Here is a 24,873-nt window from a genome sequence, read left to right on the forward strand (position 1 = left end):
CTCGCTAAGGTCGTCAACGATTACGCGGGCTTCCTGACAATACGCGGTGCCCTTACGTCCATCGCGAGCAAGCTCGCTCCTACAGGGGCGGGTACACCGGCCATACTTCGTTGTCGCCGATGACAAAAATTCTGCAGTCGTCACCCCTTTCAACCTGATAGCCACCGGTGAACGCGCCGAAGGCCGGAAGCAGGCTGATTTCCTCGCCAAGCCTGAAACAGGCCAGCCGCAGGGTCTGCCGACCCCGACCGTGGAGCCGATAGACCGGATGCACGTGACCGGCAAGCACATGCCGATGCGGATGCGGCTCGGGTTCGTGCTGCAAGGCGAATGGCCCCAGCAACAACGGCTCAGGCACCACGCGAATGTTCAACGAGGCCGGCGGATCCCCGGCGCGCTTGTCGTGGTTACCGCGAATCAGCGTCATGGCCAGCTCGGCGTTGCGTGCTCTCCAGTCAGCCAAGGCTTTCAGCGTGGCGCTCGCATGAGAGCCCGGACCGTGAAGAAAGTCCCCGAGGAAAATCAGCTGGCGGCAGGGCAGGGTGGCCAGTAGTCCATCGAGCACGGCGATATTGCGGTGGGTGGTGCCTTGGGGCACCGGTTGGCCAAGGCTGCGGTAAGCGGCGGCCTTGCCGAAATGCACGTCGGCGATCAACAGGGCTTGTTGCGCGGGCCAGTAGATCGCTTTTTCCGGCAGCAGCCAGAGCTCCTCGCCGGCCAGTTGCACAGGGTAGGGCGTACTCATCAGGCTTTCCCTGTACTGGCGGTTTTCTCGAGGTCGCTGACCATGCGCCGGATGCGGTCGGCGAGTTTTTCTGAACTCATGCTCTCGCGCATGCGTTCCACCAGCAGTGGAAACCCAAGTGGCGTAGGACGTTTGACGTGATGCAGGTCGAGACTGAGTGAACTGATGTGCGTCAACGTCTGTTCCAGGCGATGAATATCCAGTTCCTCCCGTAGGACTTCTTCGCCGGCCTGGGCCAATAGCAGATTGCCTGCGTCGTACTGTTTGAACACTTCGAAGAACAACCCGCTCGAGGCTTGAACTTGCCGTGTGCTTTTCGGTGCGCCGGGGTAACCGGCGAACACCAGCCCGGCGATCCGGGCGATTTCTCGAAAGCGCCGCAAGGCCAGCTCTCCGGCATTCAGGCTGGCGACTACGTCCCCCAGCAAATGCTCTGGGCTCAACAACCCCGGGTTCAGTGCTTGTACCCAATCCACAGGGGTGGCGCTGAGCAGTTCCAGTCCATAGTCATTGACCGCGATGGAAAACGTCAGAGCCTGCTGCTGGCTGACTCGCCACGCCAGCAAACTCGCCAGGCCCAGGTGCACTTGGCGGCCGGCGAAGGGATACAGGAAAAGGTGCCAGCCCTCACGGGACTTCAGCGCCTCGGCCAGCAACGATTGCGACGTCGGCAAGCCAGACCAGCGTTGCTGCACCTCCAGCAGTGGACGCAATGCCTGCATTTCCGGGCCGCTGAACTCGCCGCGCGCCGCCGCACTGAACCGCTCCACCACCGCTTGCGCCAGTTCATTGGAAAGGGGCATGCGCCCGCCATTCCAGCGCGGTACCGCGGCTTTTTTCACGGTGCTGCGCTTGACATAGGCGGTCATGTTTTCCACGCGCACCAACTCCAGCAGGCGACCGGCAAACAGAAAACCGTCACCCGGCTTGAGCCGCGCGATGAAGCCTTCTTCGACACTGCCCAGTTGCTTGCCACCGCCGCCCTTGCTCCAGAACTTCAATTGAATGCTCGCGTCGCTGACAATCGTGCCGATGCTCATGCGGTGGCGCCGGGCCAGTCGCGCATCGGGTACACGCCAGATGCCCTGATCATCCGGTTCAACCCGGCGGTAATCCGGGTAGGCTGTCAGGGAAAACCCGCCATGGCGTACGAAAGCCAGGGCCCAGGTCCAGTCCGCCACGCTGAGATCGCGATAAGCCCAGGCTGTGCGGACCTCATCAAACAACTCATCGGGCACAAACCCACCGCCCAGGGCCATGCTGACCAGGTGCTGGACCAGCACATCCAGGGGTTTATGGGGGGAGTTTCGCGGTTCGATCCGGCGCTGCGCTACTGCATCCTGTGCCGCCGCGGCTTCGATCAGCTCCAGGCTGTGGGTCGGCACCAGGGTCACCCGTGAAATTCGCCCCGGCGCATGCCCCGAACGCCCCGCACGCTGCATCAGCCGCGCCACGCCTTTGGCCGAGCCAATTTGCAGCACCCGTTCCACCGGCAGGAAATCCACTCCCAGATCCAGGCTGGAGGTGCAGACCACCGCCTTGAGTTGACCTTCCTTGAGGGCGCGTTCCACCCAGTCGCGGGTTTCCCGGGACAACGAACTGTGATGCAGTGCGATCAGCCCGGCCCAGTCCGGCCGGGCTTCAAGCAAGGCCTGGTACCAGATTTCCGATTGCGCTCGCGTATTGGTGAAGACCAGGCTGCTGGCGCTTGCATCCAGTTGCGCGGCGACCTGCGGCAACATTTTCAGGCCGATATGTCCGGCCCATGGAAAGCGTTCGATCCCGGGCGGCAGCAGCGTGTCCACCTGCAGTTTCTTGGGCGTGCGGCCTTGAACGCTGATGCCGCCGCCCTGTGGGATCAATACCTGTTCGGCGTGGGACTGATTACCCAAGGTCGCGGATACGCCCCACACGATCAATTGCGGATGCCAGCGGCGCAGACGGGCGAGGGCCAGTTGCAGTTGCACGCCGCGTTTGTTGCCAAGCAATTCGTGCCATTCGTCGACCACCACCATGCGCAAGGTCGAGAGCGCTGTTTGGGCGTCGGCTCGGGCGAGCATCAAGGTCAGGCTTTCCGGGGTGGTAATCAGCGCGGTTGGCAGGCGTCGGCTCTGGCGCGCCCGTTCGCTGCTGCTGGTATCGCCCGTGCGCAGGCCGACACTCCAGGGAATCTGCGAATCCTGCAGCGGCGCCTCCAGTGCGCGGGCCGTGTCGGCGGCCAAGGCGCGCATGGGGGTTATCCACAATACGGTCAGGGGAGCGGCCACAGGTTTGCGTTTGCGAGGTGTTTCAAGCGCAGGCGAAGAGTGGGCGAAGCGATTGAGCGCGCCGAACCAGACCGCGTAGGTTTTGCCGGCGCCGGTGCTGGCGTGCAACGAACCGGACTGTCCTTGTTTTACTGCGGCCCATACCTGTTTCTGAAAGTCGAACGGCTTCCAGTCGCGCGCGGCAAACCAGCGTTTTGCGAAGTCGGTGGTGGTTCCCATGCCGGCGGTGTGCGCTCTGAGAGTGTTCCTTCAGTGACCACGGCGCAGCGCGAAAGGTTTAATGACTGAACGCGATTCAGAATTTCTCATATTCGGAAATAACTGTGTGTTTGGTTGAAACCTATTGGCCGATTGGCCGTGGTTTTATCGCAGCGCTGTTGTCCATGAACATGAAAAGGAACATTCAGATGAAGTCAGTTCGTACGGGGCATTTGCACGCCGATATGATCACGGAGGGTGGGAGGCATCTCGCGTTTCGAGCAGCGCCAATGCTCGAATACTACGAGTTGCCAGGCCTGCACTGCCTTGGGGCGAGCAATGGTAAGGACAAAACGTTTTACATCTATCTGCCGCAGGGTATCGAGAGTGGCGGATTTCCTCTGGGGCTGTGTGAGCGCTCGCCCATGATCATTCATGTGACGGGCGACTCGGAAACGGAGTTGTATCGAGGGTCGCTTGATTTGATGGTAGGGGGCGACGCACAGTTTGCCGGAAGTTTCCGTGGCCTGGACGCCGAAGGTATCGAGGTGGAGAACGGCAGCTTCAGGCTCGAGCACGCCAGTGGCTGAGTTTCAAATGAAAGGGAAGCCCGTGCTTCCCTTTCATCGGCGACCGTTACTTCAGGTTGCCGCTGAGGAACTGCTTCAGGCGTTCGCTCTTCGGGTTGCCCAGCACGTCCTCCGGCGCGCCTTCTTCCTCCACCAGGCCCTGGTGCAGGAACAGCACCTGGCTCGACACTTTGCGCGCGAAGCTCATTTCGTGGGTGACCATGATCATGGTCCGGCCTTCTTCGGCCAGGCCCTGGATCACCTTGAGCACTTCGCCCACCAGTTCCGGGTCCAGCGCCGAGGTCGGTTCATCGAACAGCATCACTTCCGGCTCCATCGCCAACGCGCGGGCAATCGCCACCCGTTGTTGCTGGCCGCCGGAGAGGAACGCCGGGTACTGATCCGCTACGCGCGCCGCCAGCCCGACCTTGTCGAGGTAACGCCGGGCACGGTCTTCGGCTTCCTGCTTGCTGCAGCCCAGCACCCGGCGCGGGGCCATGGTGATGTTTTCCAGCACCGTCATGTGGCTCCACAGGTTGAAATGCTGGAACACCATGGCCAGGCGGGTGCGGATCCGTTGCAGTTCATCGGCATCGGCCACGTGCATGCCGTGGCGATCCTTGATCATGCGGATGGCCTGGCCGTCGAGGCTCATGGCGCCGTCGTTGGGTTGTTCGAGGAAGTTGATGCAGCGCAGGAAGGTACTTTTCCCGGAGCCGCTGGCACCGATCAGGCTGATGACGTCACCCGTGTTGGCCTTGAGCGAAACGCCCTTGAGCACCTCATGATCGCCATAGCTTTTATGCAGGCCTTCAATGGTCAGTTTGTACATGGAGCATGCATCCTCAAGGCGAAAGTAGGTAGCCGCTGCGATAGGCTTCGGCGCCCGCGACGTGGGCGATCACCATGCCGGCCGTGGCCATGCGGCGCAGCGAACGGGCGTACATCAAGCCGGCGGCGGTGCAATGGACAGGCGTGACGCGGTCGCTGATCGGGTCAATGATTTCGGCGATCAGTTGCCCGGCTTCGAGGTATTGCCCCGGCAGGGCACTGAACACCAGCAAGCCGCCGACCGGGGTCGCCACAGGTTCTACCCCGGCCAGGGGAGTTGCCGGGTAGGGCAGGTCGGGCAATGGCGCCGGTTCTCCGGCAATCGCGCCAAATTGAATCAGGTAATCGATCAGCGCCTGGCTGTCGAGGCTGGCCATTGGGTGACTGACGTCGCCCTGGCCGCGCAGTTCGACGGTGACCGAAAAACTGCCATGGGGAATGTCGAAGTGTTCGCCGAAGCGCTCTTTCAGCTGCCACCAGAGCAGGGTGAAGCATTCATCGAACGACTGGCCGCCGGAATCGGTCGCCAGAAGACTGGCCTGCGCACCAATGTAGCGGGCCAGCGGCTCGACCTGCGGCCAGGCCTCGGGCGTGGTGTACAGGTGGGCGACAGCCTCGAAATCGCAATGCAGGTCCAACACCATGTCGGCGTCGCAGGCCAGCCGTTGCAGGGTCAGGCGCTGGGATTGCAATTGGGTGCTGGCGGTTTGGCGCGCCAAGGCATGGCGCAGGCTGTCGCGGATCAGTTCGAGGTTGCGCTGCGGATCGTCGCCGAGTTGGCCCTCGATGGCGTTGCCGACCTCTTCGCTCAAATCAACGAACCAGCGGTTGAAGTTCTGCCCGCTTTCGAGCTCATAGCGGCCCAGCGGTACATCCATCAGCACCTGTTCCAGGCCGGCCGGGTTGGCCACGGGTACCAGGACGATTTCGCTGCGCAGCCGGCCGGCGGCTTCCAGCTCCGCCAGGCGTTGCTTGAGGTGCCAGGCCACCAGCATGCCGGGCATTTCATCGGCATGCAGGGACGACTGGATGTAGATCTTGCCCTTGGCCGGTTGTGGGCCGAAGTGAAAACTGTGGATCTGTCGTGCGGTCCCCGGCAAGGGGGCCAGCAGGTCGTGTATCTGGTGGCGCATTTTTCTTGTATCCCGAAGCGGGTCCTAGTGGGTCGGCCCGAGGAAGGCCAGCCAGCGGCGTTCGGCGAGGCGGAACAGGCCGACCAGCGCAAAGGTGACGGTCAGGTAGATCAGCGCGGCGATGCCAAACGACTGGAAGGTCAGGAAGGTCGCCGAGTTGGCGTCCCGCGCGACTTTCAGGATGTCCGGGATGGTCGCGGTGAACGCCACGGTGGTCGAGTGCAGCATCAGGATCACTTCGTTGCTGTAGTACGGCAACGAGCGACGCAGCGCCGAAGGCATGATCACGTAGGCATACAGCTTCCAGCCTGTCAGGCCGTAGGCCTTGGCCGCTTCGACTTCACCATGGGCCATGCTGCGGATCGCCCCGGCGAAAATCTCCGTGGTGTAGGCGCAGGTGTTCAGGGCAAACGCCAGGATGGTGCAGTTCATCGCATCGCGGAAGAAACTGTCGAGCACCGGTTGCGCGCGCACGGCGGCCAGGCTGTAGATCCCGGTGTAGCAGATCAGCAACTGGATATACAAAGGCGTGCCGCGGAACAGGTAGGTGTAGAACTGCACCGGCCAGCGGATGTAGGCGTGCGGTGAGACCCGGGCGATCGACAGCGGAATCGAGACGATGAAGCCGATGAAGATCGACGCACTGAGTAACCACAGGGTCATGGCCAGGCCAGTGATGTTCTGGCCGTCGGTGTAGAGGAAGGCTTTCCAGTATTCCTGCAGGAGTTCGATCATCGTACGGCCTCCCGGGTACCGGCGGCGTAGCGACGTTCGAGCCAGCGCAGAATGAAGTTGGAGGCGCTGGTGATCATCAGGTAGATCAGGGCGGCGAGTACCAGGAAGTAGAACAGTTGATAGCTGCTTTTACCCGCATCCTGGGCAGCCTTGACCAGGTCGGCGAGGCCGATGATCGACACCAGTGCAGTGGCCTTGAGCATCACCATCCAGTTGTTGCCGATACCCGGCAGGGCATAGCGCATCATTTGCGGGAACACCACGATGCGAAAACGCTGGCCGCGCTTGAGCCCGTAGGCAGTGGCCGCTTCGACCTGGCCGCGAGGCACGGCGAGGATGGCACCGCGGAAGGTTTCGGTGAAGTACGCGCCGTAAATGAAGCCCAGGGTCAAAACGCCTGCGCTGAACGGGTTGATCTCGATGTATTCCCATTCCATGTAGTCGGTGAGCGACGTCAGCCAGGTTTGCAGGCTGTAGAAGATCAGCAGCATCAGCACCAGGTCCGGCACTCCGCGAATCAGTGTGGTGTAGCACTGGGCAAGCAGGCGCAGCAATTTGACTTTTGACAGCTTGGCACTGGCGCCGAGCAGGCCGAGCAATACGGCCACCAGCAGCGACATCGCCGATAACTTGATGGTCATCCAGGTGCCTTCCATCAGCAGCGGGCCAAAGCCCTTGAGGCTGAAGGCGGAGAGCCCCAGGTTTTGTAAGAGGTTTTCGAACATAAATCAGCAACCTGATCGGATGAAAAAAGCGCCCATCGCGAGATGGGCGCCGGGCATTACTTGCCGCTGTACAGGTTCAGATCGCCAAAGTGTTTCTTCTGAATGGTGGCGTAGGTGCCATCATCGTGTAACGCTTTGATACCTTTATCCAAAAGGGCTTTCAGCTCGGTGTTACCTTTCTTAATACCGATTGCAGTCTTGGCTGGCAGCAGTTCGCTGTCGACTGGCTTGCTGATTTCGTAGCCTTCGCCTTTTGGCGACTTCAGGAAGCCGAGTTCAGCTTGCAGCATGTCCTGGATCGCGGCATCGAGACGACCGGAAGTCAGGTCGGAATACACCTGGTCCTGGTTCTGATAAGCCTGGGTTTTCACCCCTGCCTTGTCCAGCACGGCCTTGGCGTAGGCTTCCTGGATGGTGCCTTGTTCGTAGCCGACGGTCTTGCCTTTCAGCGAAGCGACGTCTTCGGTCAGGCCAGAACCTTTCTTGAACACGTAGGCGGTCGGACCGGAGAACAGCTCGTTGGAGAAGTCGATGACTTTTTCGCGGGCTGGGGTGACGGTCATCGAAGAGATCACGCCGTCGAATTTATTGGCCTTGAGGCCAGGAATCATGCCGTCGAAATCGCTTTCGACCCATTTGCACTTGACCTTCAGCTCGGCGCAGATCGCGTTCCCCAGGTCGATGTCGAAACCTACCAGGTTGCCGTCGGCCGCTTTCGACTCGAACGGTGCATAGGAAGGGTCAACACCAAAACGCAATTCCTTGTATTCCTTTGCCAGCGCGGAACCGGCTGCCACGCACAACGCCAGTGCAGAAAGGGTCAGCAATGCTTTTTTCATTATTCAATCCCTAAGAACCAATATGAGCGCTTGTGGCGCAGAATTATTGTTACTGGTAAGCGTAAGCCCTGATGAAAGTAGCAATTTCCGAACCATAGTGCCGAACAAGCGTTTAAAAGGTTTTCGGGAAATTGCAGGAGGCGATTAGTGCACGAAATTGGGCGTGATGAAAAGCCCGCACTTTTTTGGTTCTGCGCGGTGCTCGCAAAGATTGGGTTCAGCCGAGCAAATCCTGCAATGTACCCAGGTGATCAGCTTCTTCGACCGACTTGTCCTGGCGCCAGCGCAGCATCCGTGGAAACCGCACGGCAATCCCGCTTTTGTGGCGTTTGGACAAGGCAATACCCTCGAAACCCAGTTCAAACACCAGGCTCGGCTTGACGCTGATCACCGGGCCGAATTTTTCCACCGTGGTTCTGCGCACGATGCTGTCGACCTGGCGCATCTGCTCATCGGTCAACCCCGAATAGGCCTTGGCGAACGGCACCAGCGCGCGCTCGCTGGCGTCCGGTGGCGCGTCCCAGACGGCGAAGGTGTAATCGCTGTAGAGACTGGCCCGGCGGCCATGACCGCGCTGCGCATAAATCAGCACTGCGTCGACACTGAAGGGGTCGACTTTCCATTTCCACCAGACCCCCATGTCCTTGGTGCGACCGACGCCGTAGAGGGCGTCCCGAGCCTTGAGCATCATGCCTTCGACCCCGAGCTTGCGCGATGCTTCCCGCTGCCGGGCCAGGTCGAACCAGTCTTCACCGGTCAACAGCGGCGAGGCGAGCAGCAGTGGATTGTTGGCCTGGGCGATCACCTGCTCCAGCTGACTGCGCCGTCGGCTTTGCGGTTGGTTGCGCCAGTCCGCGCCTTCCCATTCCAGCAAGTCGTAGGCGAGGATGACCACCGGCACGTCATTGAGAATCTTGCGGGTGAGGTTCTTACGGCCGATCCGCTGCTGCAACAGGGCGAAAGGTTGCACGGCGGGGGCATCCGGGGCCGGATCAAAGGCATCTTCGGTCGCTGATCGAGTGGTTTTCCAGGCAACGATTTCCCCGTCGATCACGGTGCCGTCGGGCAGGCAGTGGATCAGGCTGTCGAATTCCGGAAAGCGATCGGTGACCAGCTCTTCACCCCGCGACCAGATCCACAGGCGCCCATCGCGCTTGACGATCTGCGCCCGGATGCCGTCCCACTTCCATTCCACCTGCCAATGGCTGGCGGCACCGAGCAGCGCTTCAAATTGTTCGACCGGTTGCGCCAGGGCATGGGCGAGGAAAAACGGATACGGCTGACCGCCGCGTTGCGCATGCTCGTCGGGCGATTGCGCGGCGATCAACTTCAGGTAGCTGGCGGCACTCGGCCGGTTGGACAGGTCGGTGTAGCCCACCATGCGCTGGGCCACGCGCTTGCTGTCCAGCTGCGCCATGGCGGCCAGGGCCCGGGTCACCAGCAACTTGGAGACGCCGACGCGAAAGCTGCCGGTGATCAATTTGATGCACAGCATCAGGCTGGGACGGTCCAGTTGCGACCAGAGCACCGGCAGGCGCTCGGCGAGCACCTGCGGGGATTCGCCGCGCAATGGCAGCAGTTTTTCTTCGATCCACACCGCCAGGCCGTCGTTGGAGCGGTAGGGCATCTCCGGCAGCACCAGGGAAATGGTTTCCGCCATGTCGCCGACCGCCTGGTAACTCTCTTCGAACAGCCAGGGTGAAAGCCCGGAATACGCGACGGCCAACTCCCGCAGCACGCGCACCGGCACCAACTGCCTGGGGCGACCTCCGGACAAAAAGTACACCGCCCACGCGGCATCTTCCGGTGCAGCCTGGGCAAAGTAATCCTGCATCGCCGCCAGCTTGGCGTTGCTCGACGTCGTGGCGTCGAGCTCGGCGTACAACTGGGCAAACGCCTTCATGGAGACGCCTCGATGGCTTCGGCTGTCGATGCCTCCTCTTCGTCGCCGTACTCGGTACTGAAGCCTTGGGCGTCCAGGCCTTGTTCACGCAAGTGGCGCACCAGTACTGCGACTGAACCGTGGGTGACCATCACCCGTTGCGCACCCGTCTGTTCGATGGCCCAGAGCAAACCGGGCCAGTCAGCGTGATCGGACAGCACGAAGCCGCGATCCACACCGCGTCGCCGACGTGCCCCGCGCAAGCGCATCCAGCCGCTGGCGAAGCCGTCGCTGAAGTCACCGAAGCGGCGCATCCAGGTGCTGCCACCGGCGGAGGGTGGAGCGATGACCAGCGCTTTACGCAGGATTGGATCGTTTTTCTGGAAGTCGCCGGCATAGAGCGTCGGTGGCAGGTTTATTCCACTCTCGCGGTAAACACGGTTCAGCGGCTCGACCGCGCCATGGGCCAGGATGGGCCCCAGGCTGGCATCGATGCCGTGGAGGATGCGCTGGGCCTTGCCGAAGGAATAACAGAACAGCACGCTGGTTTTGTCTTGCGCGGCGTTGGCTTGCCACCACTGGTTGATCTCGGCAAACACCTGCGCCTGGGGCTGCCAGCGGTAGATCGGCAAACCGAATGTAGACTCGGTGATGAAGGTGTGACAGCGCACTGGCTCGAAGGCGGCGCAGGTGCCATCGGGTTCGATCTTGTAGTCGCCTGACGCCACCCAGACTTCTCCGCCATATTCCAGGCGCACCTGGGCCGAGCCGAGTACGTGGCCGGCGGGGTGGAAACTCAGGGTGACGCCGTGATGCAGCAGCCGCTCGCCATACGCCAGGGTTTGCAGGTCGATGTCCTGGCCCAGTCGCGCACGCAGAATCCCCTCGCCGGGTGCCGCCGCCAGGTAATGCTGGTTGCCAGTACGGGCGTGGTCGCCATGGGCGTGGGTGATGACCGAACGCTCGACCGGCCGCCACGGGTCGATGTAGAAATCGCCAGCAGGGCAGTACAAGCCTTCGGGTCGCGCGATGACAAGGTCCACGTTGTTATCCAGGTGGAGGGGCTTGTTAGCTAGGAGGCTGGCGCGCAGGGAGAAGTTCTATCGGGATTTCCCGGGTAAACCACCTACCCCTGTAGGAGCGAGCTTGCTCGCGAAAGCGGCTTCACATTCAACATGTATGTTGACTGGTACTCCGCCTTCGCGAGCAAGCCCGCTCCCACATTTTGGCTAGGCGTTATTTGCCAGGTGTCAGGGTCAACCGCTTGGTCCCATACACCCGGTCAAAATTCGCCGGCTGCATCGGCAAGCTCTGGTACTGCCCCTTCAGCCACGGCTCGATGCCGTTGAGGTAGTTCGGGCTGGCCGGGTTGCCGGACTGGCCGGTGGCGATCTGGCCCATCAACGGTTCGGGCTGGCCGAAGTCGACGATCAGACGCATGGCCGGTGCCCGCGTGGTGTTGAAGTCCTGGCCCACGGCGAACGCGGCCGTGTTGAGGGTCGTCTGGTCGCCGCCAGCCGGCTGAGGCCCGCGCACAGTCTGGCCACTGGTGTTCTTCCACTCATAGCGGTGAAGTTTGCCCCACTGCCAGGCTTTGTGATCGCCGCCCAACTGACTGTCGCCTGCGCTGATCGCGGCGGCCAGGCTGCGGGCGAGGATCGCCGGTTTGTCTTCTTTCTGTGCGGTGTGCACATCATCCCAGAACGGACTGTCTTCACGCCCCAGCAAGTGATCGGCCTGCGCCGCGTAGGACAGCGAGCCATTGGCGATGAAGGCTTGCCAAGCCGGGCTGCCTTGCGGTCCCAATTCATCGAGGAAAATCTGCCGGGTGCTTTCCTGCAGGAACAGCTGGTAGATCGCCGCGTCGGCAGAAGTCGGGCTGAGTTTGCCGTCAAACGCCATCAGGCGGGTCAAGGCCTCGCGAGCCTTGCCACGATCGGCCACTGGCAAAGCCTCGATGGCCTGCTTGAGCGGCTGGGACATACCCGGTGCCTCGAACATTTTCTTCAGCTTGGCGGCGAAGGTGGTGGTCTGGTCGTACTGCATGGCGATCAGGCTGCGGGTGTCATGTTTGCCCACGCCGGCCAGCTCGGCCAGGCGTTCGCCACGTTCCGGTGCCGACCAGGAATTGGACAGCTGCATGCCATAGCCATGGGGAATGACCCGCTGGTTGGCGGTGCCGAGCCAGCCCTGGGCCGGGTCCTGGTCGTAGGGGTGCAGCATCGGGTCGGCGTAACCGTCCCAATCGTAACGCCCCTCCCAACCCGGCGAGGGCAGCAGGCCTTCGCCTTCGCGGCGGTTCGGATAGCGACCGGTGACCTGCCAGCCAATGTTGCTGGCATCGGCAAACACCAGGTTCAGGGCAATGGCGCGAATTTCGCGACTGGCGTCCGAGGCTTTCTCGACGTTCTGCGCACGGGACAAGTCAAAGAAGGCGTCCAGGCTCTTGTCGTCGGTAAAGCTTGGCGTTTGCAAGGCCAGGCCGAAACCGCTGCCCTGGGCCAGGCCCTGGGCACTGTTGAGCAGGGGACCGTGGCGGGTTTCGAACACGGCTTCGCGAATCGGCCGCTGGCCTTTGACGAAGTAGGTTTCGTTGCGCACGATCGCCGGCTGCCACTTGCCAGCGGTTTCGTAGGACAGCCCGTTGCCCTGGCGTTTGATTTTTTCCAGGAACAGGTCCTGGTTATCGCCCATGACGGTCGTCATGCTCCAGGCCACTTTGCCGTTGAACCCGTCCAATATCATCGGCAAGCCGGCGATGGTCGCCCCGGAAGCCTGATACTTCGGTGCGCGGATCTGCACGTAGCTGAACAGCGATGGCACCCCCATCGGGCCATGGCTGTCGCTGGCCAGCAGGCTTTTACCGCTGCGGCTGCGTTGCGGGGCAATGGCCCAGTTGTTCGATGAAGTGGCGCCCAGCAGATTCAGCCCGGACAGCTGGTCGGTGGCCTTGCTGATGTCAGCCAGCCCCGGTACTTGGCCGTTGAGCTTGATGCCCTGAAGCTTTTCACTTTCGCCCAGGGGCAGTTTTTCATCCGGGGCCGAAGGGGTCAGCCACGGCAGTTTGTCGGTGGTGACGGTCTGGGCCAGCACCAGCGAGGCAATCTCCTCGGGCAGGTTGGCGGACTGGCTGAAGTTGAACAGGCAGAAAATCAGCGCCGAATCTTCCGGCTGCCAGTACTCGGGCTTGTACCCGGTGGCGACGAGGTCGGCTGGCAGCTTGTCGCGGTAGCGGAACAGATAGGCGTTGACCCCGCGGGCATAGACTTCGAAGAAGCGCTTGAGGCGCGCAGAAGAGGCCTTGTACAACTCGCCGGCGTTTTTCTTCAGGTTGACCGCGCGCATATAGCGGTCGGCGTCCAGCACGTCCGAGCCCTGCATCTCGGCCAATCGACCCTGGGCGAGCAAGCGCAGGGTGACCATCTGGGTAATGCGGTCACTGGCGTGCACATAGCCGAGGGCGAACAGCGCATCGTGAAAACTGTTGCTTTCGATCAACGGCATGCCCATGGCATTGCGCCGCACCGAAACGTTCTGCGCCAGCCCTTTGAGCGGCTGTACGCCAGAGGTGGGCGGGAGGGTGTCCTGGGCATTGAAGCTCTGACAACCGGTCAGGCTTAAAATACCCGCCACTGCTGCGGCAACGCCGAACCGGGGTAGAAAATGTGAAAGGGCTGGCGAGGCCATGGCAAAGCTCCTGCGGGGTAGAGGCGGCGGCGCGCAATAAAGGCGCTACGTTAGTGAGCAGGAGGGGCCCGCGCAAGCGGGGCGCGGGGTTATTTCAACAACTCGCCTGATGGTGCCATCCGTCGAGCCTGTTATTTCTGACAGTAGACAATCAATTGTGCCGAAGGGACTCTGGTTTCCTGCTCACGCTGAGGGTGTTCAGCGTTCCAGGCGACGGAGTTTGTGCATGAACAGCAAATGGCTGGTTGGCTTCGTGGCACTCTGCCTCGGTGTCGGCGTACTGTTCTTTTCGGCGAAGCAGGCGACGGTCGAGCGCAGCCCCTATGCCTTGTTTGAACCGCCCATGTCTGTCGGGCAAAAAGCCGAGGTGCAACAGCAAATCGACCGACAACTCCTTAGTCAGTCCGGAGGGCATCAAGTCAGTTCGACTCAAGTGATTTACGACAACGGTGCCGTTGTGCTGACCTTTCCGGTACCCGGCGACGAAGGTCAGTCAGATCGCGCCTGTGATTACGGTTACGTGTGTCTGTGGAGCGCTGCGGATTTCGCAGGCAGGAAATTGTCGTTGCTCAGCACTTCGAAAAGCCGGCCGGTCAATCTGTCCGATTACGGTATGAGTGCCCAGGTCGCCTCCTGGCAGCACAACAACAAGGCCCACTCAGTGAAGATCTTCGGCGTGGATGGGCCTGGCGCCAGGGGCAACATGGTGATGAGCAATATCAGGGAGGTGATCCTTGGCAAAGGCTGCTGTCCGTTCAGTATTCCCGAAGATATCCGCATCATCGACACCTGGACGGAGATCACTGCCCAGCGCCGACTGACCGGGCATAACGCTCGGATCGTGAGCATCGCATTCGCCCCCATGTCCATGTTGTTTGCGCAATAGGCAGTCGGACAAATCATCCACTCGCTGAACCGATTTTGTCCTCAATACTGGCCGACTAGTGGCCTTGCAAGCCCAAGGCCGATGTCTATGCTGACGCGTAACTAACCATGTCGACCGTTATCGGTGGATGTGGTCCCTCGAACCAGACTGTCAGAGTGCGCAACCCAAGGCACCAACACACTTGCAGGACGTTATCCGGAAATGGAGTTCGCTTATGAGCACGTTAGGGCTGGCCCGACCCCGGGCTATCAAGAGAAGGATGTCTTGATGAGAGTGTCGTTATAAGGACCCCCTCCGATCGAACATCACCAATCACCTGATGGGTTCCTCCTCCTTGGAGGAACGCGTGTGCCTGTTCTGTTGAACGTAGTGGTGGATTTGAAAGACCGGCAACTTTCATAAACGCGCAAAGGTGATACGACCATGTTTAACCTGCATCACAAGGCTGACCTGCTGGAAATCGAACGTTTCAGCTGCGCGCTGACCGAAGCCAACGCCAAGCTGGCTGCGGTCAGTCGGTCAATGGCGATGATTGAATTCACCCCCGATGGCGTCGTCCTTGAGGCCAACGAGAATTTTTGCAAGGCCATGGGATACAGTGCCGAAGAAGTACGCGGCAAACATCACCGGATATTCTGTGAAGAGGCGTTTTACCGCAGCGAGGAGTACGCCAGGTTGTGGCGTGATCTCGCCCGGGGCGAACCGATCAGCGGCGCTTTCCTGCGCTTGAACAAGAGCGGCAAGGAGATCTGGCTCGAAGCCAGCTACATGCCGGTGCTGGGTCCCGATCGGCAGGTGCGCAGCGTGATCAAGGTGGCTACCGACATTTCCGCCCGGGTCAACCAGGAACACGAAAACCAAAGCAGGCTCGCCGCCATTGGCCGCTCCATGGCGGTGATCGAGTTCACCCCCGAAGGCCGTGTGATCACGGCGAACGACAACTTCCTGAAAACCACGCAATACTCGCTCAATGAAGTCGTCGGTCAGCATCACAGCATGTTCTGCCATCGCGCCGAAGCGGAATCCCAGGGCTACAAGAACTTCTGGGCCTCGCTGAACCGCGGCGAATATCACTCCCATCGATTCGAGCGCAAGAGCAAGCAGGGCCAGACGATATTCCTGGAGGCCTCCTACAACCCGTTGTTCGACGCCAAGGGCCGCCTGTACAAGGTGGTCAAGTTCGCCAGCGACATCACCCAACAGATGACCACCCTGCAATCCGCCGCGGACTCGGCCCACAGCACCTCGGTGCAAAACGACGCCTGCGCGCGCAAGGGCTCCGAGGTCGTGCAGCAGACGGTGCAGATCATCCAGGACATCTCCAGGGACTTGAACCAGGCGGCGCTGAGCATCGATGCGGTGAACAAGCAGTCCGAGATCATTGGCACCATCGTCCAGACCATCCGCGGGATTGCCGATCAGACCAACCTGCTGGCGCTCAACGCCGCCATCGAAGCGGCCCGCGCCGGCGAGCACGGGCGCGGGTTTGCCGTGGTGGCCGATGAAGTGCGCAGCCTGGCCGCACGCACCAGCCAGGCCACCCTGGAGATTGTCGATGTGGTGCGCAAGAACCACGACCTGTCATTGAGTGCGGTGTCGAGCATGCAGTCGAGCCTGAGTCGAACCGGGCTCGGCGTGGAGCTGGCGAACGAGGCGGGGGAGGTGATCCTGGAGATCCAGCAGGGCTCGCGACATGTGGTGGACGCCATCAGCCAGTTCAACTCGACGTTGCAGTTGAACTGACCGAATTGCAGGAGCCTGCAAGCCGGCTTCTGCAGTTACCGTAAGGTCTTCAGCGATGGGCAATGTTTTCCAGTGCCAGGTTGCGGGTGCGCGGGCCAAACATGCCGATGGTCAACATGACGATCAACATGCTGCTGACGATGAACGCCAGTACGCCCGGGGTGCCGAAGTGTTCGAGGAAAATACCGATCAACAAACTGCTGAAGACAGTCGACAAACGGCTGAACGAATAGCAGAACCCTACCGCCCGGGCGCGGATGTTGGTAGGGAATAATTCGCTTTGGTACGAGTGATAGCTGAAGCTCAACCAGGCGTTGCAGAAGGTGATCATCACCCCGCAAAAGATCAGGCCGAACGCGCTGGTTTGCAGGGCGAACAATGTGCCGAAGGTCATGGCACCCAGTGCCGAGCCGACGATCTGCCACTTGTTCTCGAAACGGTTGGCAAATTTCACGAAGAGTAACGGCCCCAGCGGATAGGCAAGGGTGATGATGAACGCATACATCAAGCTATGCGTGATGCTTACACCCTGGCCATTGAGCAACGCTGGCAACCAGTTGCCGAAACCGAAGAAACCGATGGCCTGGAACACGTGAAACACGATCAGCATCAAGGCCCGGCGGCGATACGGTGGCTGCCAGATATCGGCGAAACGCCCCTTGCCCTGGATGTCCACCGCTGCCAGTTCCGGCTCGTCCAGCGGTTTGCCCTGATCCTTCACGCAGCGTGCTTCGATGCGGGCGAGAATCTGGTCGGCCTCCTCGAACCGCCCATGCTGCGCCAGCCAGCGCGGCGATTCCGGCAAGCGTGAGCGCAACCACCAGATGAACAACGCAAACACCGCGCTGGCCAAAACCACCCAACGCCAGCCCGACACACCGAACGGCGCCTGGGGTACCAGCCACCATGACATCAGCGCCACTGCCGGTACCGACAGGAATTGCACGAAAAACGCGAAGGCGAAGGCCGAGCTGCGCATGCGCTTGGGCACCAGCTCCGAGAGGTAGGCATCAATGGTCACCAGTTCGATGCCCAGGCCGATGCCCACCAGGAAGCGCATGCAGATGATGCCCAACGCCGAACTCTGCACACCCATCAATACGGTGGCGACCGTGTACCAGATCAACGCGAAGGTGAAGATCGCGCGCCGGCCGAAGCGGTCGGCCAAAGGGCTCAACAGGCTGGCGCCGAGGAACAGGCCAAGAAACGTCGCCGAAGCGAAGGCGGCTTGATCGGAGAAACCGAACACACCCTGGTTGCCGGTGGCGAAGATGCCGTCGCTGATCAGGCCGGGGCTGATGTAGGCGGTCTGGAACAGGTCATAGAGCTCGAAGAACCCACCGATTGATAGCAACGCCACCAGGCGCCAGAGAGTGGAGACGGCGGGCAGGCGATCGATGCGGGCGGAAATCTGCGCGGCGCGCAGTGGGTCGATGTCATCTGCCTGGGCAGCAGGGGCGTGAGCAGTCATGGGCTGGTCCAATTTTATGATGGAGAAGCTTAGCCTGCTATCGGATATCAATGATTGTGAATCCCGGTGCCTGAACACCGAGATTCGCCAAGTTATTGCAATGAATGGTTACATTTTGCTGATTTATAGCGCTCGACCGCTCAAGGCAGGCCGTTACAGCAGTGTTTAAGGAAGCCCGGATGCTGCGCCAGACGTTTGAAATACTCGTCGACGGCCGAATAATCGGGCCGCTCCATGGGCGTCATCAGCCAGCGGTTGACCGAGAGGCCAATGACAATGTCGGCCACGCTGAATTTTGCCCCGGCTACATAGGCTTTGGTGGTCGCGAGCTGGTGTTCGAGGATGGCCATTTTCTGGTTCCAACCACGCACGCCGACTTCGATGCGATGGGCTTCCTGGTACTCCGGATCCTTGCGCACCAGCGCCATGAACGCATAGCTCCAGGACGAATTGAGATCGGTAGCCTGCCAGTCCATCCACTGCTCCACCCGGGCGCGCGCGGCCGGGTCGCTGGGCAGCAGCTCCGTGTGGTGGTGCTGGTGCCTGGCGCTCAGGTAGCGGCAGATGGTGTTGGATTCCCACAGCACGCCCGCCTCATCGATGATCACTGGCACCTGTGCGTTGGGGTTGTACCGCAGAAACTCGGGGCTGTGAGTCGAGGCAAAACCGCTGCCCCAATCCTCGCGTTCGTAGGAAAGGCCCAGTTCCTCACAGGTCCACAGGACCTTTCGGACGTTGATCGACGAGGCTTTTCCCAGAATCTTCAGTGTGTGTTCCATCGAACTACTCCAGCGAGAGGCGTATATCCAATTGTAGGAGCTGCCGCAGGCTGCGATCTTTTGATCTTGATTTCAAGAGCGAAGATCAAAAGATCGCAGCCTGCGGCAGCTCCTACAGGAAGCGAGTTATAGCATCAGGTACTCTCACGCACCTTCAACTCAAACCCCATGTCCTGCACCGGTCTGGCCACGGTATTACCGGCCATCAGCGTCAGCATCTGCTCCGCCGCGCGACGGCCGATGGCTTCGCGAGGGGTGTTGATGCTGCTCAGGCGCGGGACCATGTGTTCTGACATCGGCAAATCGTTGAAACCCAGGATCGCCACCTGTTCGGGGATCTTGATCCCGCAGCGCATGGCTTCAAGCAAGGCGCCCTGGGCCAGGTCGTCGTTGCCGAAGAAGATCGCATCGACGTCCGGATGACTGGCCAGCAGTTGCAGGAACAGTTCGCCACCCAGGCCGACGGACGAAGAGCGCGGGGTCAGCACTTCCAGGTCCGGGTCGTAGAGGCCGGCATTTTTCAGGGCCTTGCGGAAACCTTCACCGCGCAGCAGCGTGCGTTGATCCAGTTGCGCGCCGATGTACGCCAGGCGCTTGCGCCCGCGTGAGAGCAGATGCTCGGCCGCCGTTTCACCCGCCGCCAGTTGCGAAAAGCCAACGCAATTGAGACCGGCCGCGCTGTCCAGTTCCATCATGTACACGCACGGGATGTTGCTGGCTTCGATCATCCGCCGCGAACTTTCGGTGCGATCGAAACCGGTCAGCAGTAAGCCGCGAGGCTGATAGGCCATGTAGTTGCGCAGCAGGTTTTCTTCTTCGTCGCGCGAGTAATGGAAGTTGCCGATCAGCACTTCGAAGCCCTTGGGGCGCAACACCTGATGAATGGCTTCCAGGGTGTCGATGAACAGCAGGTTGGACAAGGACGGCACCAACACCACCACCGAATGGCTTTGCGCCGAGGCCAGGGCACGGGCCGCGGGGTTGACCACGTAGTTGAGTTCCAGCGCGGCTTTCTGGACTTTTTCCACGAGTTCCGTGGCCACCGTGCTGACCCCGCGCAGGGCCCGGGAGGCGGTAATCGGACTGACACCGGCCAGGCGTGCCACTTCATTGAGAGTAGGGCGGCCAGTGGTGCGGGTATTTTTATCGTTTTTAGTTGGAGTCATCGACGGCTTGCCAAACAAAATTCAAGGCACTAAGGTAGCGCTGTCTCGATGCAGCTGCAAATGCGTGAGCGGGGGTTCGCCTGATCCTCGCTTTTTGGCGTTGGGAACACACATGCTGCAACCCACAAAATGACAAGAAAGGCGTCGGCAACTTCTGCTTTTGGTCTAGTGTCATAACTGGCAAAGGTAGCGCTGTCTGCGCGCTGAGGTGTTACATGAATCATCCCATCACCGCCCTGGTCATCATGGGCGTTGCCGGTTGCGGCAAGACGTGCGTCAGCGAGGCCCTGTGCCAATTGAGCGGCGCCACTGCCATCGAAGGCGACTCTTTCCACCCTGCCGCCAATATCGACAAGATGAGCGCGGGAATCCCCCTGAACGATGAAGACCGTGCCGGCTGGCTCGACAGCCTGTGCGATGAACTGCGCCGGATCGATGCCCAGGGTCAGCGCCCGGTGCTGACCTGCTCGGCGCTCAAGCACATCTACCGCGAACGCCTGCGCAGCGCCTTGCCGGGCCTGGGCTTCGTGTTCCTGGAGTTAACCCCGGAAGTTGCCGCTGAACGCGTCTCCCATCGCCCGGGTCATTTCATGCCGGCCACCTTGATCGAAAGTCAGTTCGCCACCCTCGAGTCTCCCAAGGGCGAGCCGCTGACACTGGCGCTCAATGCCTCGATCCACAGCGTTGAAGAACTGGCCGTTCAGGCCCACACCTGGTGGCAGGCCAACGGCCTGAAGCAGGCGGTATGAACGTGCTTGCAAAGACAGCGCTGTCCACGCGACTTCTGATTAACCCGCTTTAATAACAACAACAACCAGGAGACACCCCTAATGTTTGGCATGTCCCACGAGACGTTCCTGCTGCTCGACGCAGTGGTTACGGTGATCGGGCTTATCGTCCTGATTACCAAGTTCAAGTTGCACCCCTTTCTTGCCCTGATCATTGCCGCCGCCTTCCTCGGCCTGACTTCCGGCATGCCGATCGGCACCATCATCAAGGCGTTCCAGGACGGCTTCGGTGGCGTGCTCGGTTTCGTCGGCATCATCCTCGCGCTGGGCACAATGCTCGGCAAAATGATGGCCGAGTCGGGCGGGGCGGACCAGATCGCCCAGACCCTGATCCGCGCTTTCGGCAAGGACAAGGTGCAGTGGGCAATGATGTTCGCGGCCTTCCTGGTCGGCATTCCGCTGTTCTTCGAAATCGGCTTCGTACTGCTGATTCCACTGGTGTTCATCGTTGCCCGACGCACCGGCGTGTCGATCATCAAGATCGGTATCCCGCTGCTGGCGGGTCTGTCCGCGGTACACGGCCTGGTGCCGCCGCACCCGGGTCCGTTGCTGGCCATTGGCGTATTCGGTGCCGACATCGGCAAGACCATTCTGTACGGCCTGATCGTTGCGCTGCCAACCGCCATCATCGCTGGCCCGATCTTCGGTACGTTCATTGCCAAGCACATTCCCGGTCATCCAAACCAGGAGCTGGTGGATCAACTGGCCCGCGAAACGGATTCGGCTGAACTGCCGAGCTTCGGCATCACTCTGGTGACCGTGCTGTTGCCGGTGTTCCTGATGCTGCTCAAGACCTTTGCCGACGTGGCGCTGCCGGATGGCAACATCTTCCGTTCGTTCATGGACCTGATCGGTCACCCGATTTCGGCGTTGCTGCTGGCATTGCTGCTGTCGCTGTACACCTTCGGCTACAAGCAGGGCATCGGTTCCAGCCAAATGATGAAATGGCTGGATGCGAGCCTGGCGCCGACCGCTGCGATCATCCTGATCATCGGTGCCGGCGGTGGCTTCAAGCAGATGCTGGTGACCAGCGGCGTGGGTGACGTGATCGGTCATATGGCGGTCAACGCACAGATCTCGCCGATCCTGCTGGCCTGGCTGGTGGCGGCGGTGATCCGCATCGCGACCGGTTCGGCGACCGTGGCAACCATTACCGGCGCTGGCATCGTGGTGCCGGTGGTGGGGATGATTCCGGGCGTGAACCGTGAGCTGCTGGTGTTGGCGACCGGTGCCGGTTCGTTGATCCTGTCCCACGTGAATGACGCCGGTTTCTGGCTGGTGAAGCAGTACTTCAACATGACCGTGGCCGAAACCTTCAAGACCTGGACGGCGATGGAAACCATCCTCTCCGTAGTCGGCCTGGGCTTTATCCTGTTGTTGTCGCTGTTCGTCTAAGCAACACCGCAAGACAAATGTGGGAGCCAGCCTGCTGGCGAAAGCGGTGTGTCAATCAGCATCCATGTTGACTGACACGCCCCCTTCGCGAGCAGGCTCGCTCCCACAGTGCTTTGCATCAGGGGCTAGTTTTTTCGAAGGTCATCAAGACGCGCTTGGAGTTGATTGTCGGCAGAACCATTACTTCTGATGGAGCCTGGATTAGAGCTCGCATAACCTGAATCATTACTGTATTGGCTTATGCTCGAAATGGTGCTGACAGTGCTGGGAGTGGAAGCAGAGCTGGAGTTGCTGCTGATAGAGGGTCTGCGAGAACTGGACTCACTTGGCGCAGCAGGCGTTGTCGTGGTGTGCTTCGAGGTTCCCAAACTATCGGTCTGCGCTGCCCAGTGAACGCGTAGGGTGTTGGAGCGATCGCTGCCTTGTATACCCTTCCATGAGGGGGCGGCGTGTCGTCGGCTTTTTCCCCCAGTCGATATAATTGGGGGGGGCGCCTTTTCCGAACGGACTCAATTTGTCCGGGCTGTGAAAGCGCATCAATCGCGGGTTGTAGGTGCGATAACCATTCCCCAAAAATACCAATCAGTTCTCGCCTCGCGCAGTTCACCGTTGAATCCCAGGTGCGTCCAGGCGTTGCGCAGGGCGGATTGCTGACCATAGGGGGTGTACGCCATGCGATTGATGGCGCCATCCATTTCGGCGAGCACAGAGTTTTTGCAGTCGCTCGCCAACAGCAAGGTTTGTTGCCAGGGGCGGGATGTGTGATTGGCGGGATTGAATGGGGACATGGGAAGCCTCTTTGTTTGACGACGAGTCAATAAAGGCCTTCAGCATTACAGGTTGTTCCAGAGCCGGGAACTGACAGAACTACCAGGGCAAAACCAAATGTGGGAGCGGGCTTGCTCGCGAATGCGGTGTGTCAAACACCATCAATGTTGACTGATACACCGCTTTCGCGAGCAAGCCCGCTCCCACAGTTGTTATGTGTCAGGCGTTGGATTTGGTGACGAGCCCATCCGCCCGGAACATTCCGCGGATCCCGCGCACGGCCTGGCGAATCCGGTCCTGATTCTCGATCAGGGCGAATCGCACATGGTCGTCGCCGTACTCGCCAAAACCGACACCCGGCGAGACGCAGACCTTGGCTTCGGCCAGCAGTTTCTTGGCGAACTCCAGCGAGCCCAAGTGCGCGTAGGCCTCGGGAATTTTGGCCCAGACGTACATCGACGCTTTCGGGTTTTCCACCATCCAGCCCAGTTCATGCAGGCCTTTGACCAGCACGTTGCGCCGCTGCCTGTACTGCTCGGCGATGTCGAGCACACATTGCTGATCGCCTTCCAGCGCGGCAATGGCCGCTACTTGCAGCGGGGTGAAGGTGCCGTAGTCGTGGTAGCTCTTGATCCGCGCCAGGGCGTTGACCAGTTCCGGGTTACCGACCATGAAACCGATGCGCCAGCCCGCCATGTTGTAGCTCTTGGACAGGGTGAAGAATTCGACGGCGATGTCCTTGGCGCCGGGCACCTGCATGATCGACGGGGCTTTCCAGCCGTCGTAGACGATGTCGGCGTAGGCCAGGTCATGCACCACCAGTACGTCGTATTGCTTGGCGAGGGCGATCACTCGCTCGAAGAAATCCAGCTCCACGCACTGGGCGGTGGGGTTGGACGGGAAGCCGAGGATCATCATCTTCGGTTTCGGGATCGAACCGCGAATCGCCCGTTCCAGTTCGGCGAAGAAGTCCACGCCCGGCACCAGCGGCACCGAACGCACCTGGGCGCCGGCAATCACGGCACCATAGATGTGGATCGGGTAGCTCGGGTTGGGCACCAGCACGGTGTCGCCCTGGTCGAGGGTGGCCAGCATCAGGTGTGCCAGGCCTTCCTTGGAACCGATGGTGACGATGGCTTCGCTTTCCGGGTCGATGTCGACCTCGTAGCGTTGCTTGTACCAATTGGAAATGGCCCGGCGCAGGCGCGGAATGCCCTTGGACGTGGAGTAGCCATGGGTGTCTTCGCGCTGGGCGACGGTCACCAGTTTTTCGACGATGTGCGGCGGCGTGGCGCCGTCGGGGTTGCCCATGCTCAAGTCGATGATGTCTTCGCCACGACGACGGGCGGCCATCTTCAGCTCGGCGGTGATGTTGAAAACGTAGGGGGGGAGTCGATCTATGCGCGCAAAGCGGCGCGGCGAACCTTGTTCGGCCATTGTTGCCTCGGATAACGTAAGCGCCCGGAACCGTCCGAGCGACGCTGGTCACTGCGGTGACCTGTGGCGGAATGTAATGGCAGCTGTGGCAGACTGTCCAGCCTCAAAGTAAACAAAATTTTGCGAAGGAAAGGGTTAGATGGAGTTTACCAGTGGCTTCTTGTTGAGCCTGTCGCTGTGCCTGGACATCGGCGTGGCCAATATCGCGATGATCACCCTGGCGATGCAACGCGGATACTTTCAAGGCTTCGCCCTGGGGCTGGGCACCTGCGTCGGCGACCTGATCTACGCCGTGCTGGCGCTGGCCGGCATGACCGTGTTGCTGCAATACGAAACGGTGCGCTGGGTGCTATGGATCGGTGGTTCGGCGCTGTTGGTGTATTTCGCGGCGAAGATGATTTACTCGGCGATCCACCATGAGGCGCTGCTGGCCGAAACCGCCGAGGTCGGCCACAACTCCCATCGCAAGGAGTTTTTCCGTGGAATTTTTCTCGCCATGTCGTCGCCCAGCGCCATTCTCTGGTTCGCCGCGGTTGGTGGCACGTTGATCGCCCGCTCCGGTGGTGGCGGTGCGCTCAGCTCGGCCTTGTTCCTCGGTGGATTCCTCTGCGCCGGGCTGTTGTGGTCCGCTGGCCTGTGCTTCGCGGCGAGTCACGGCGGCAAGTTGCTCGGCGACAAGTTGCTGCGCTATTCCTATATGGCATCGGCGGCGATCTTCTGCTATTTCGCGGTGTACGTGATCCTATCGGGTTACAACGAGTTTGTCGGTGCTGCCGCCGTCGAGCAGTTGCACGCCCTGTAACTGGGCGAATCGGCTTTGGCTTCTATA

At 60.7% G+C, this 24,873-nt stretch carries 20 protein-coding genes and 2 pseudogenes; 7 read left to right on the plus strand and 15 right to left on the minus strand.

The features are described from left to right. Window positions 1-79 precede the first annotated feature (79 nt). Together pdeM and NPS56_RS02650 are read right to left on the minus strand one after the other, a co-directional pair. Window positions 80-745 carry a ligase-associated DNA damage response endonuclease PdeM gene (gene pdeM / locus NPS56_RS02645; RefSeq protein ID WP_274073328.1) on the minus strand — a complete coding sequence of 222 codons (666 nt, stop codon included), beginning with the start codon at window positions 743-745 and terminating at the stop codon, window positions 80-82. Next, complete coding sequence (locus NPS56_RS02650; RefSeq protein ID WP_274073329.1) at window positions 745-3,231, minus strand: ligase-associated DNA damage response DEXH box helicase; 2,487 nt, start codon at window positions 3,229-3,231, stop codon at window positions 745-747. Before NPS56_RS02650 ends, pdeM begins: the two co-directional genes overlap by 1 nt. A 188-nt stretch (window positions 3,232-3,419) precedes the next feature. Between NPS56_RS02650 and NPS56_RS02655 the strand changes: the two genes are divergently transcribed. Beyond that, window positions 3,420-3,800, plus strand: a complete 381-nt coding sequence (locus tag NPS56_RS02655; RefSeq protein WP_274073330.1) for a hypothetical protein — start codon at window positions 3,420-3,422, stop codon at window positions 3,798-3,800. A 46-nt stretch (window positions 3,801-3,846) separates the two neighbouring features. On the opposite strand, the gene NPS56_RS02660 is transcribed toward NPS56_RS02655, so the two are convergent. From NPS56_RS02660 to NPS56_RS02695, 8 genes are all read right to left on the minus strand, one after another. Further along, window positions 3,847-4,611 (minus strand): ABC transporter ATP-binding protein, encoded by a 765-nt coding sequence (locus NPS56_RS02660; RefSeq protein ID WP_020797089.1) that lies wholly within the window; start codon window positions 4,609-4,611, stop codon window positions 3,847-3,849. Window positions 4,612-4,624: 13 nt separating this feature from the next. Then, a complete protein-coding gene (locus tag NPS56_RS02665) occupies window positions 4,625-5,743 on the minus strand; it encodes a succinylglutamate desuccinylase/aspartoacylase family protein (RefSeq protein ID WP_274073331.1) in 1,119 nt (372 codons plus the stop codon). A 24-nt stretch (window positions 5,744-5,767) separates the two neighbouring features. Beyond that, a complete protein-coding gene (locus NPS56_RS02670; protein WP_274073332.1) occupies window positions 5,768-6,478 on the minus strand; it encodes an ABC transporter permease in 711 nt (236 codons plus the stop codon). Continuing rightward, window positions 6,475-7,203 carry an ABC transporter permease gene (locus tag NPS56_RS02675; protein ID WP_274073333.1) on the minus strand — a complete coding sequence of 243 codons (729 nt, stop codon included), beginning with the start codon at window positions 7,201-7,203 and terminating at the stop codon, window positions 6,475-6,477. Before NPS56_RS02675 ends, NPS56_RS02670 begins: the two co-directional genes overlap by 4 nt. 56 nt (window positions 7,204-7,259) lie before the next feature. Further along, window positions 7,260-8,042: a transporter substrate-binding domain-containing protein gene (locus NPS56_RS02680; protein ID WP_274073334.1), complete on the minus strand. Its 783-nt coding sequence runs from the start codon at window positions 8,040-8,042 to the stop codon at window positions 7,260-7,262. Window positions 8,043-8,259: 217 nt separating this feature from the next. After that, window positions 8,260-9,945, minus strand: a complete 1,686-nt coding sequence (locus NPS56_RS02685; protein ID WP_274073335.1) for an ATP-dependent DNA ligase — start codon at window positions 9,943-9,945, stop codon at window positions 8,260-8,262. Next, window positions 9,942-10,967: a ligase-associated DNA damage response exonuclease gene (locus NPS56_RS02690; protein ID WP_274073336.1), complete on the minus strand. Its 1,026-nt coding sequence runs from the start codon at window positions 10,965-10,967 to the stop codon at window positions 9,942-9,944. Before NPS56_RS02690 ends, NPS56_RS02685 begins: the two co-directional genes overlap by 4 nt. A gap of 193 nt (window positions 10,968-11,160) precedes the next feature. Further along, window positions 11,161-13,611, minus strand: coding sequence for a penicillin acylase family protein (locus NPS56_RS02695; RefSeq protein ID WP_274073337.1), 2,451 nt, complete (start codon window positions 13,609-13,611; stop codon window positions 11,161-11,163). Window positions 13,612-13,837: 226 nt separating this feature from the next. Here NPS56_RS02695 and NPS56_RS02700 point away from each other — a divergent pair, with 226 nt between their 5' ends. The 3 genes and pseudogenes from NPS56_RS02700 to NPS56_RS31265 form a co-directional block, all read left to right on the plus strand. Further along, window positions 13,838-14,497 carry a peptidase inhibitor family I36 protein gene (locus NPS56_RS02700; protein ID WP_274073338.1) on the plus strand — a complete coding sequence of 220 codons (660 nt, stop codon included), beginning with the start codon at window positions 13,838-13,840 and terminating at the stop codon, window positions 14,495-14,497. A 528-nt stretch (window positions 14,498-15,025) separates the two neighbouring features. Beyond that, window positions 15,026-15,694: pseudogene (locus NPS56_RS31260) on the plus strand (PAS domain-containing protein); the annotation flags it as partial. Between the two features lie 129 nt (window positions 15,695-15,823). Next, window positions 15,824-16,240, plus strand: a pseudogene (locus NPS56_RS31265) (methyl-accepting chemotaxis protein); the annotation flags it as partial. A 49-nt stretch (window positions 16,241-16,289) separates the two neighbouring features. On the opposite strand, the gene NPS56_RS02710 reads toward NPS56_RS31265, so the two are convergent. The 3 genes from NPS56_RS02710 to NPS56_RS02720 all read right to left on the minus strand — a co-directional run bounded on the left by NPS56_RS02710 (window position 16,290) and on the right by NPS56_RS02720 (window position 19,656). Continuing rightward, entirely contained in the window at window positions 16,290-17,711 is a 1,422-nt protein-coding gene (locus NPS56_RS02710) for an MFS transporter (RefSeq protein ID WP_274073340.1), read from the minus strand. Window positions 17,712-17,851: 140 nt separating this feature from the next. Further along, on the minus strand, window positions 17,852-18,490 hold the full coding sequence (locus NPS56_RS02715) for a glutathione S-transferase family protein (RefSeq protein WP_274073341.1): 639 nt from the start codon (window positions 18,488-18,490) through the stop codon (window positions 17,852-17,854). A 134-nt stretch (window positions 18,491-18,624) separates the two neighbouring features. Continuing rightward, window positions 18,625-19,656: a LacI family DNA-binding transcriptional regulator gene (locus NPS56_RS02720; protein ID WP_274073342.1), complete on the minus strand. Its 1,032-nt coding sequence runs from the start codon at window positions 19,654-19,656 to the stop codon at window positions 18,625-18,627. 215 nt (window positions 19,657-19,871) lie between these two features. Here NPS56_RS02720 and NPS56_RS02725 point away from each other — a divergent pair, with 215 nt between their 5' ends. Together NPS56_RS02725 and NPS56_RS02730 are read left to right on the plus strand one after the other, a co-directional pair. Beyond that, window positions 19,872-20,405 (plus strand): gluconokinase, encoded by a 534-nt coding sequence (locus NPS56_RS02725; RefSeq protein WP_274073343.1) that lies wholly within the window; start codon window positions 19,872-19,874, stop codon window positions 20,403-20,405. Between the two features lie 81 nt (window positions 20,406-20,486). Further along, window positions 20,487-21,839 carry a GntP family permease gene (locus tag NPS56_RS02730; protein ID WP_274073344.1) on the plus strand — a complete coding sequence of 451 codons (1,353 nt, stop codon included), beginning with the start codon at window positions 20,487-20,489 and terminating at the stop codon, window positions 21,837-21,839. A gap of 536 nt (window positions 21,840-22,375) precedes the next feature. Here NPS56_RS02730 and NPS56_RS02735 read toward each other — a convergent pair. Further along, window positions 22,376-22,627 carry a hypothetical protein gene (locus tag NPS56_RS02735; protein ID WP_274073345.1) on the minus strand — a complete coding sequence of 84 codons (252 nt, stop codon included), beginning with the start codon at window positions 22,625-22,627 and terminating at the stop codon, window positions 22,376-22,378. A gap of 199 nt (window positions 22,628-22,826) precedes the next feature. After that, window positions 22,827-24,044 carry an alanine transaminase gene (gene alaC / locus NPS56_RS02740; RefSeq protein ID WP_274073346.1) on the minus strand — a complete coding sequence of 406 codons (1,218 nt, stop codon included), beginning with the start codon at window positions 24,042-24,044 and terminating at the stop codon, window positions 22,827-22,829. A 139-nt stretch (window positions 24,045-24,183) separates the two neighbouring features. On the opposite strand from alaC, the gene NPS56_RS02745 reads away from it, so the two are divergent. Then, on the plus strand, window positions 24,184-24,846 hold the full coding sequence (locus NPS56_RS02745; protein WP_274073347.1) for a LysE family translocator: 663 nt from the start codon (window positions 24,184-24,186) through the stop codon (window positions 24,844-24,846). Window positions 24,847-24,873: the final 27 nt, after the last annotated feature.

Source organism: Pseudomonas putida (assembly GCF_028682635.1).
GTDB lineage: Bacteria > Pseudomonadota > Gammaproteobacteria > Pseudomonadales > Pseudomonadaceae > Aquipseudomonas > Aquipseudomonas putida_AE.

Excerpts from the sequence above, each read along its gene's own strand:
- pdeM (WP_274073328.1), bottom strand. The coding sequence starts at position 745 with ATGAGTACGCCCTACCCTGTGCAACTGGCCGGCGAGGAGCTCTGGCTG.
- NPS56_RS02650 (WP_274073329.1), bottom strand. The coding sequence starts at position 3,231 with ATGGGAACCACCACCGACTTCGCAAAACGCTGGTTTGCCGCGCGCGAC.
- NPS56_RS02655 (WP_274073330.1), top strand. The coding sequence starts at position 3,420 with ATGAAGTCAGTTCGTACGGGGCATTTGCACGCCGATATGATCACGGAG.
- NPS56_RS02660 (WP_020797089.1), bottom strand. The coding sequence starts at position 4,611 with ATGTACAAACTGACCATTGAAGGCCTGCATAAAAGCTATGGCGATCAT.
- NPS56_RS02665 (WP_274073331.1), bottom strand. The coding sequence starts at position 5,743 with ATGCGCCACCAGATACACGACCTGCTGGCCCCCTTGCCGGGGACCGCA.
- NPS56_RS02670 (WP_274073332.1), bottom strand. The coding sequence starts at position 6,478 with ATGATCGAACTCCTGCAGGAATACTGGAAAGCCTTCCTCTACACCGAC.
- NPS56_RS02675 (WP_274073333.1), bottom strand. The coding sequence starts at position 7,203 with ATGTTCGAAAACCTCTTACAAAACCTGGGGCTCTCCGCCTTCAGCCTC.
- NPS56_RS02680 (WP_274073334.1), bottom strand. The coding sequence starts at position 8,042 with ATGAAAAAAGCATTGCTGACCCTTTCTGCACTGGCGTTGTGCGTGGCA.
- NPS56_RS02685 (WP_274073335.1), bottom strand. The coding sequence starts at position 9,945 with ATGAAGGCGTTTGCCCAGTTGTACGCCGAGCTCGACGCCACGACGTCG.
- NPS56_RS02695 (WP_274073337.1), bottom strand. The coding sequence starts at position 13,611 with ATGGCCTCGCCAGCCCTTTCACATTTTCTACCCCGGTTCGGCGTTGCC.
- NPS56_RS02700 (WP_274073338.1), top strand. The coding sequence starts at position 13,838 with ATGAACAGCAAATGGCTGGTTGGCTTCGTGGCACTCTGCCTCGGTGTC.
- NPS56_RS02710 (WP_274073340.1), bottom strand. The coding sequence starts at position 17,711 with ATGACTGCTCACGCCCCTGCTGCCCAGGCAGATGACATCGACCCACTG.
- NPS56_RS02715 (WP_274073341.1), bottom strand. The coding sequence starts at position 18,490 with ATGGAACACACACTGAAGATTCTGGGAAAAGCCTCGTCGATCAACGTC.
- NPS56_RS02720 (WP_274073342.1), bottom strand. The coding sequence starts at position 19,656 with ATGACTCCAACTAAAAACGATAAAAATACCCGCACCACTGGCCGCCCT.
- NPS56_RS02725 (WP_274073343.1), top strand. The coding sequence starts at position 19,872 with ATGAATCATCCCATCACCGCCCTGGTCATCATGGGCGTTGCCGGTTGC.
- NPS56_RS02730 (WP_274073344.1), top strand. The coding sequence starts at position 20,487 with ATGTTTGGCATGTCCCACGAGACGTTCCTGCTGCTCGACGCAGTGGTT.
- NPS56_RS02735 (WP_274073345.1), bottom strand. The coding sequence starts at position 22,627 with ATGTCCCCATTCAATCCCGCCAATCACACATCCCGCCCCTGGCAACAA.
- alaC (WP_274073346.1), bottom strand. The coding sequence starts at position 24,044 with ATGGCCGAACAAGGTTCGCCGCGCCGCTTTGCGCGCATAGATCGACTC.
- NPS56_RS02745 (WP_274073347.1), top strand. The coding sequence starts at position 24,184 with ATGGAGTTTACCAGTGGCTTCTTGTTGAGCCTGTCGCTGTGCCTGGAC.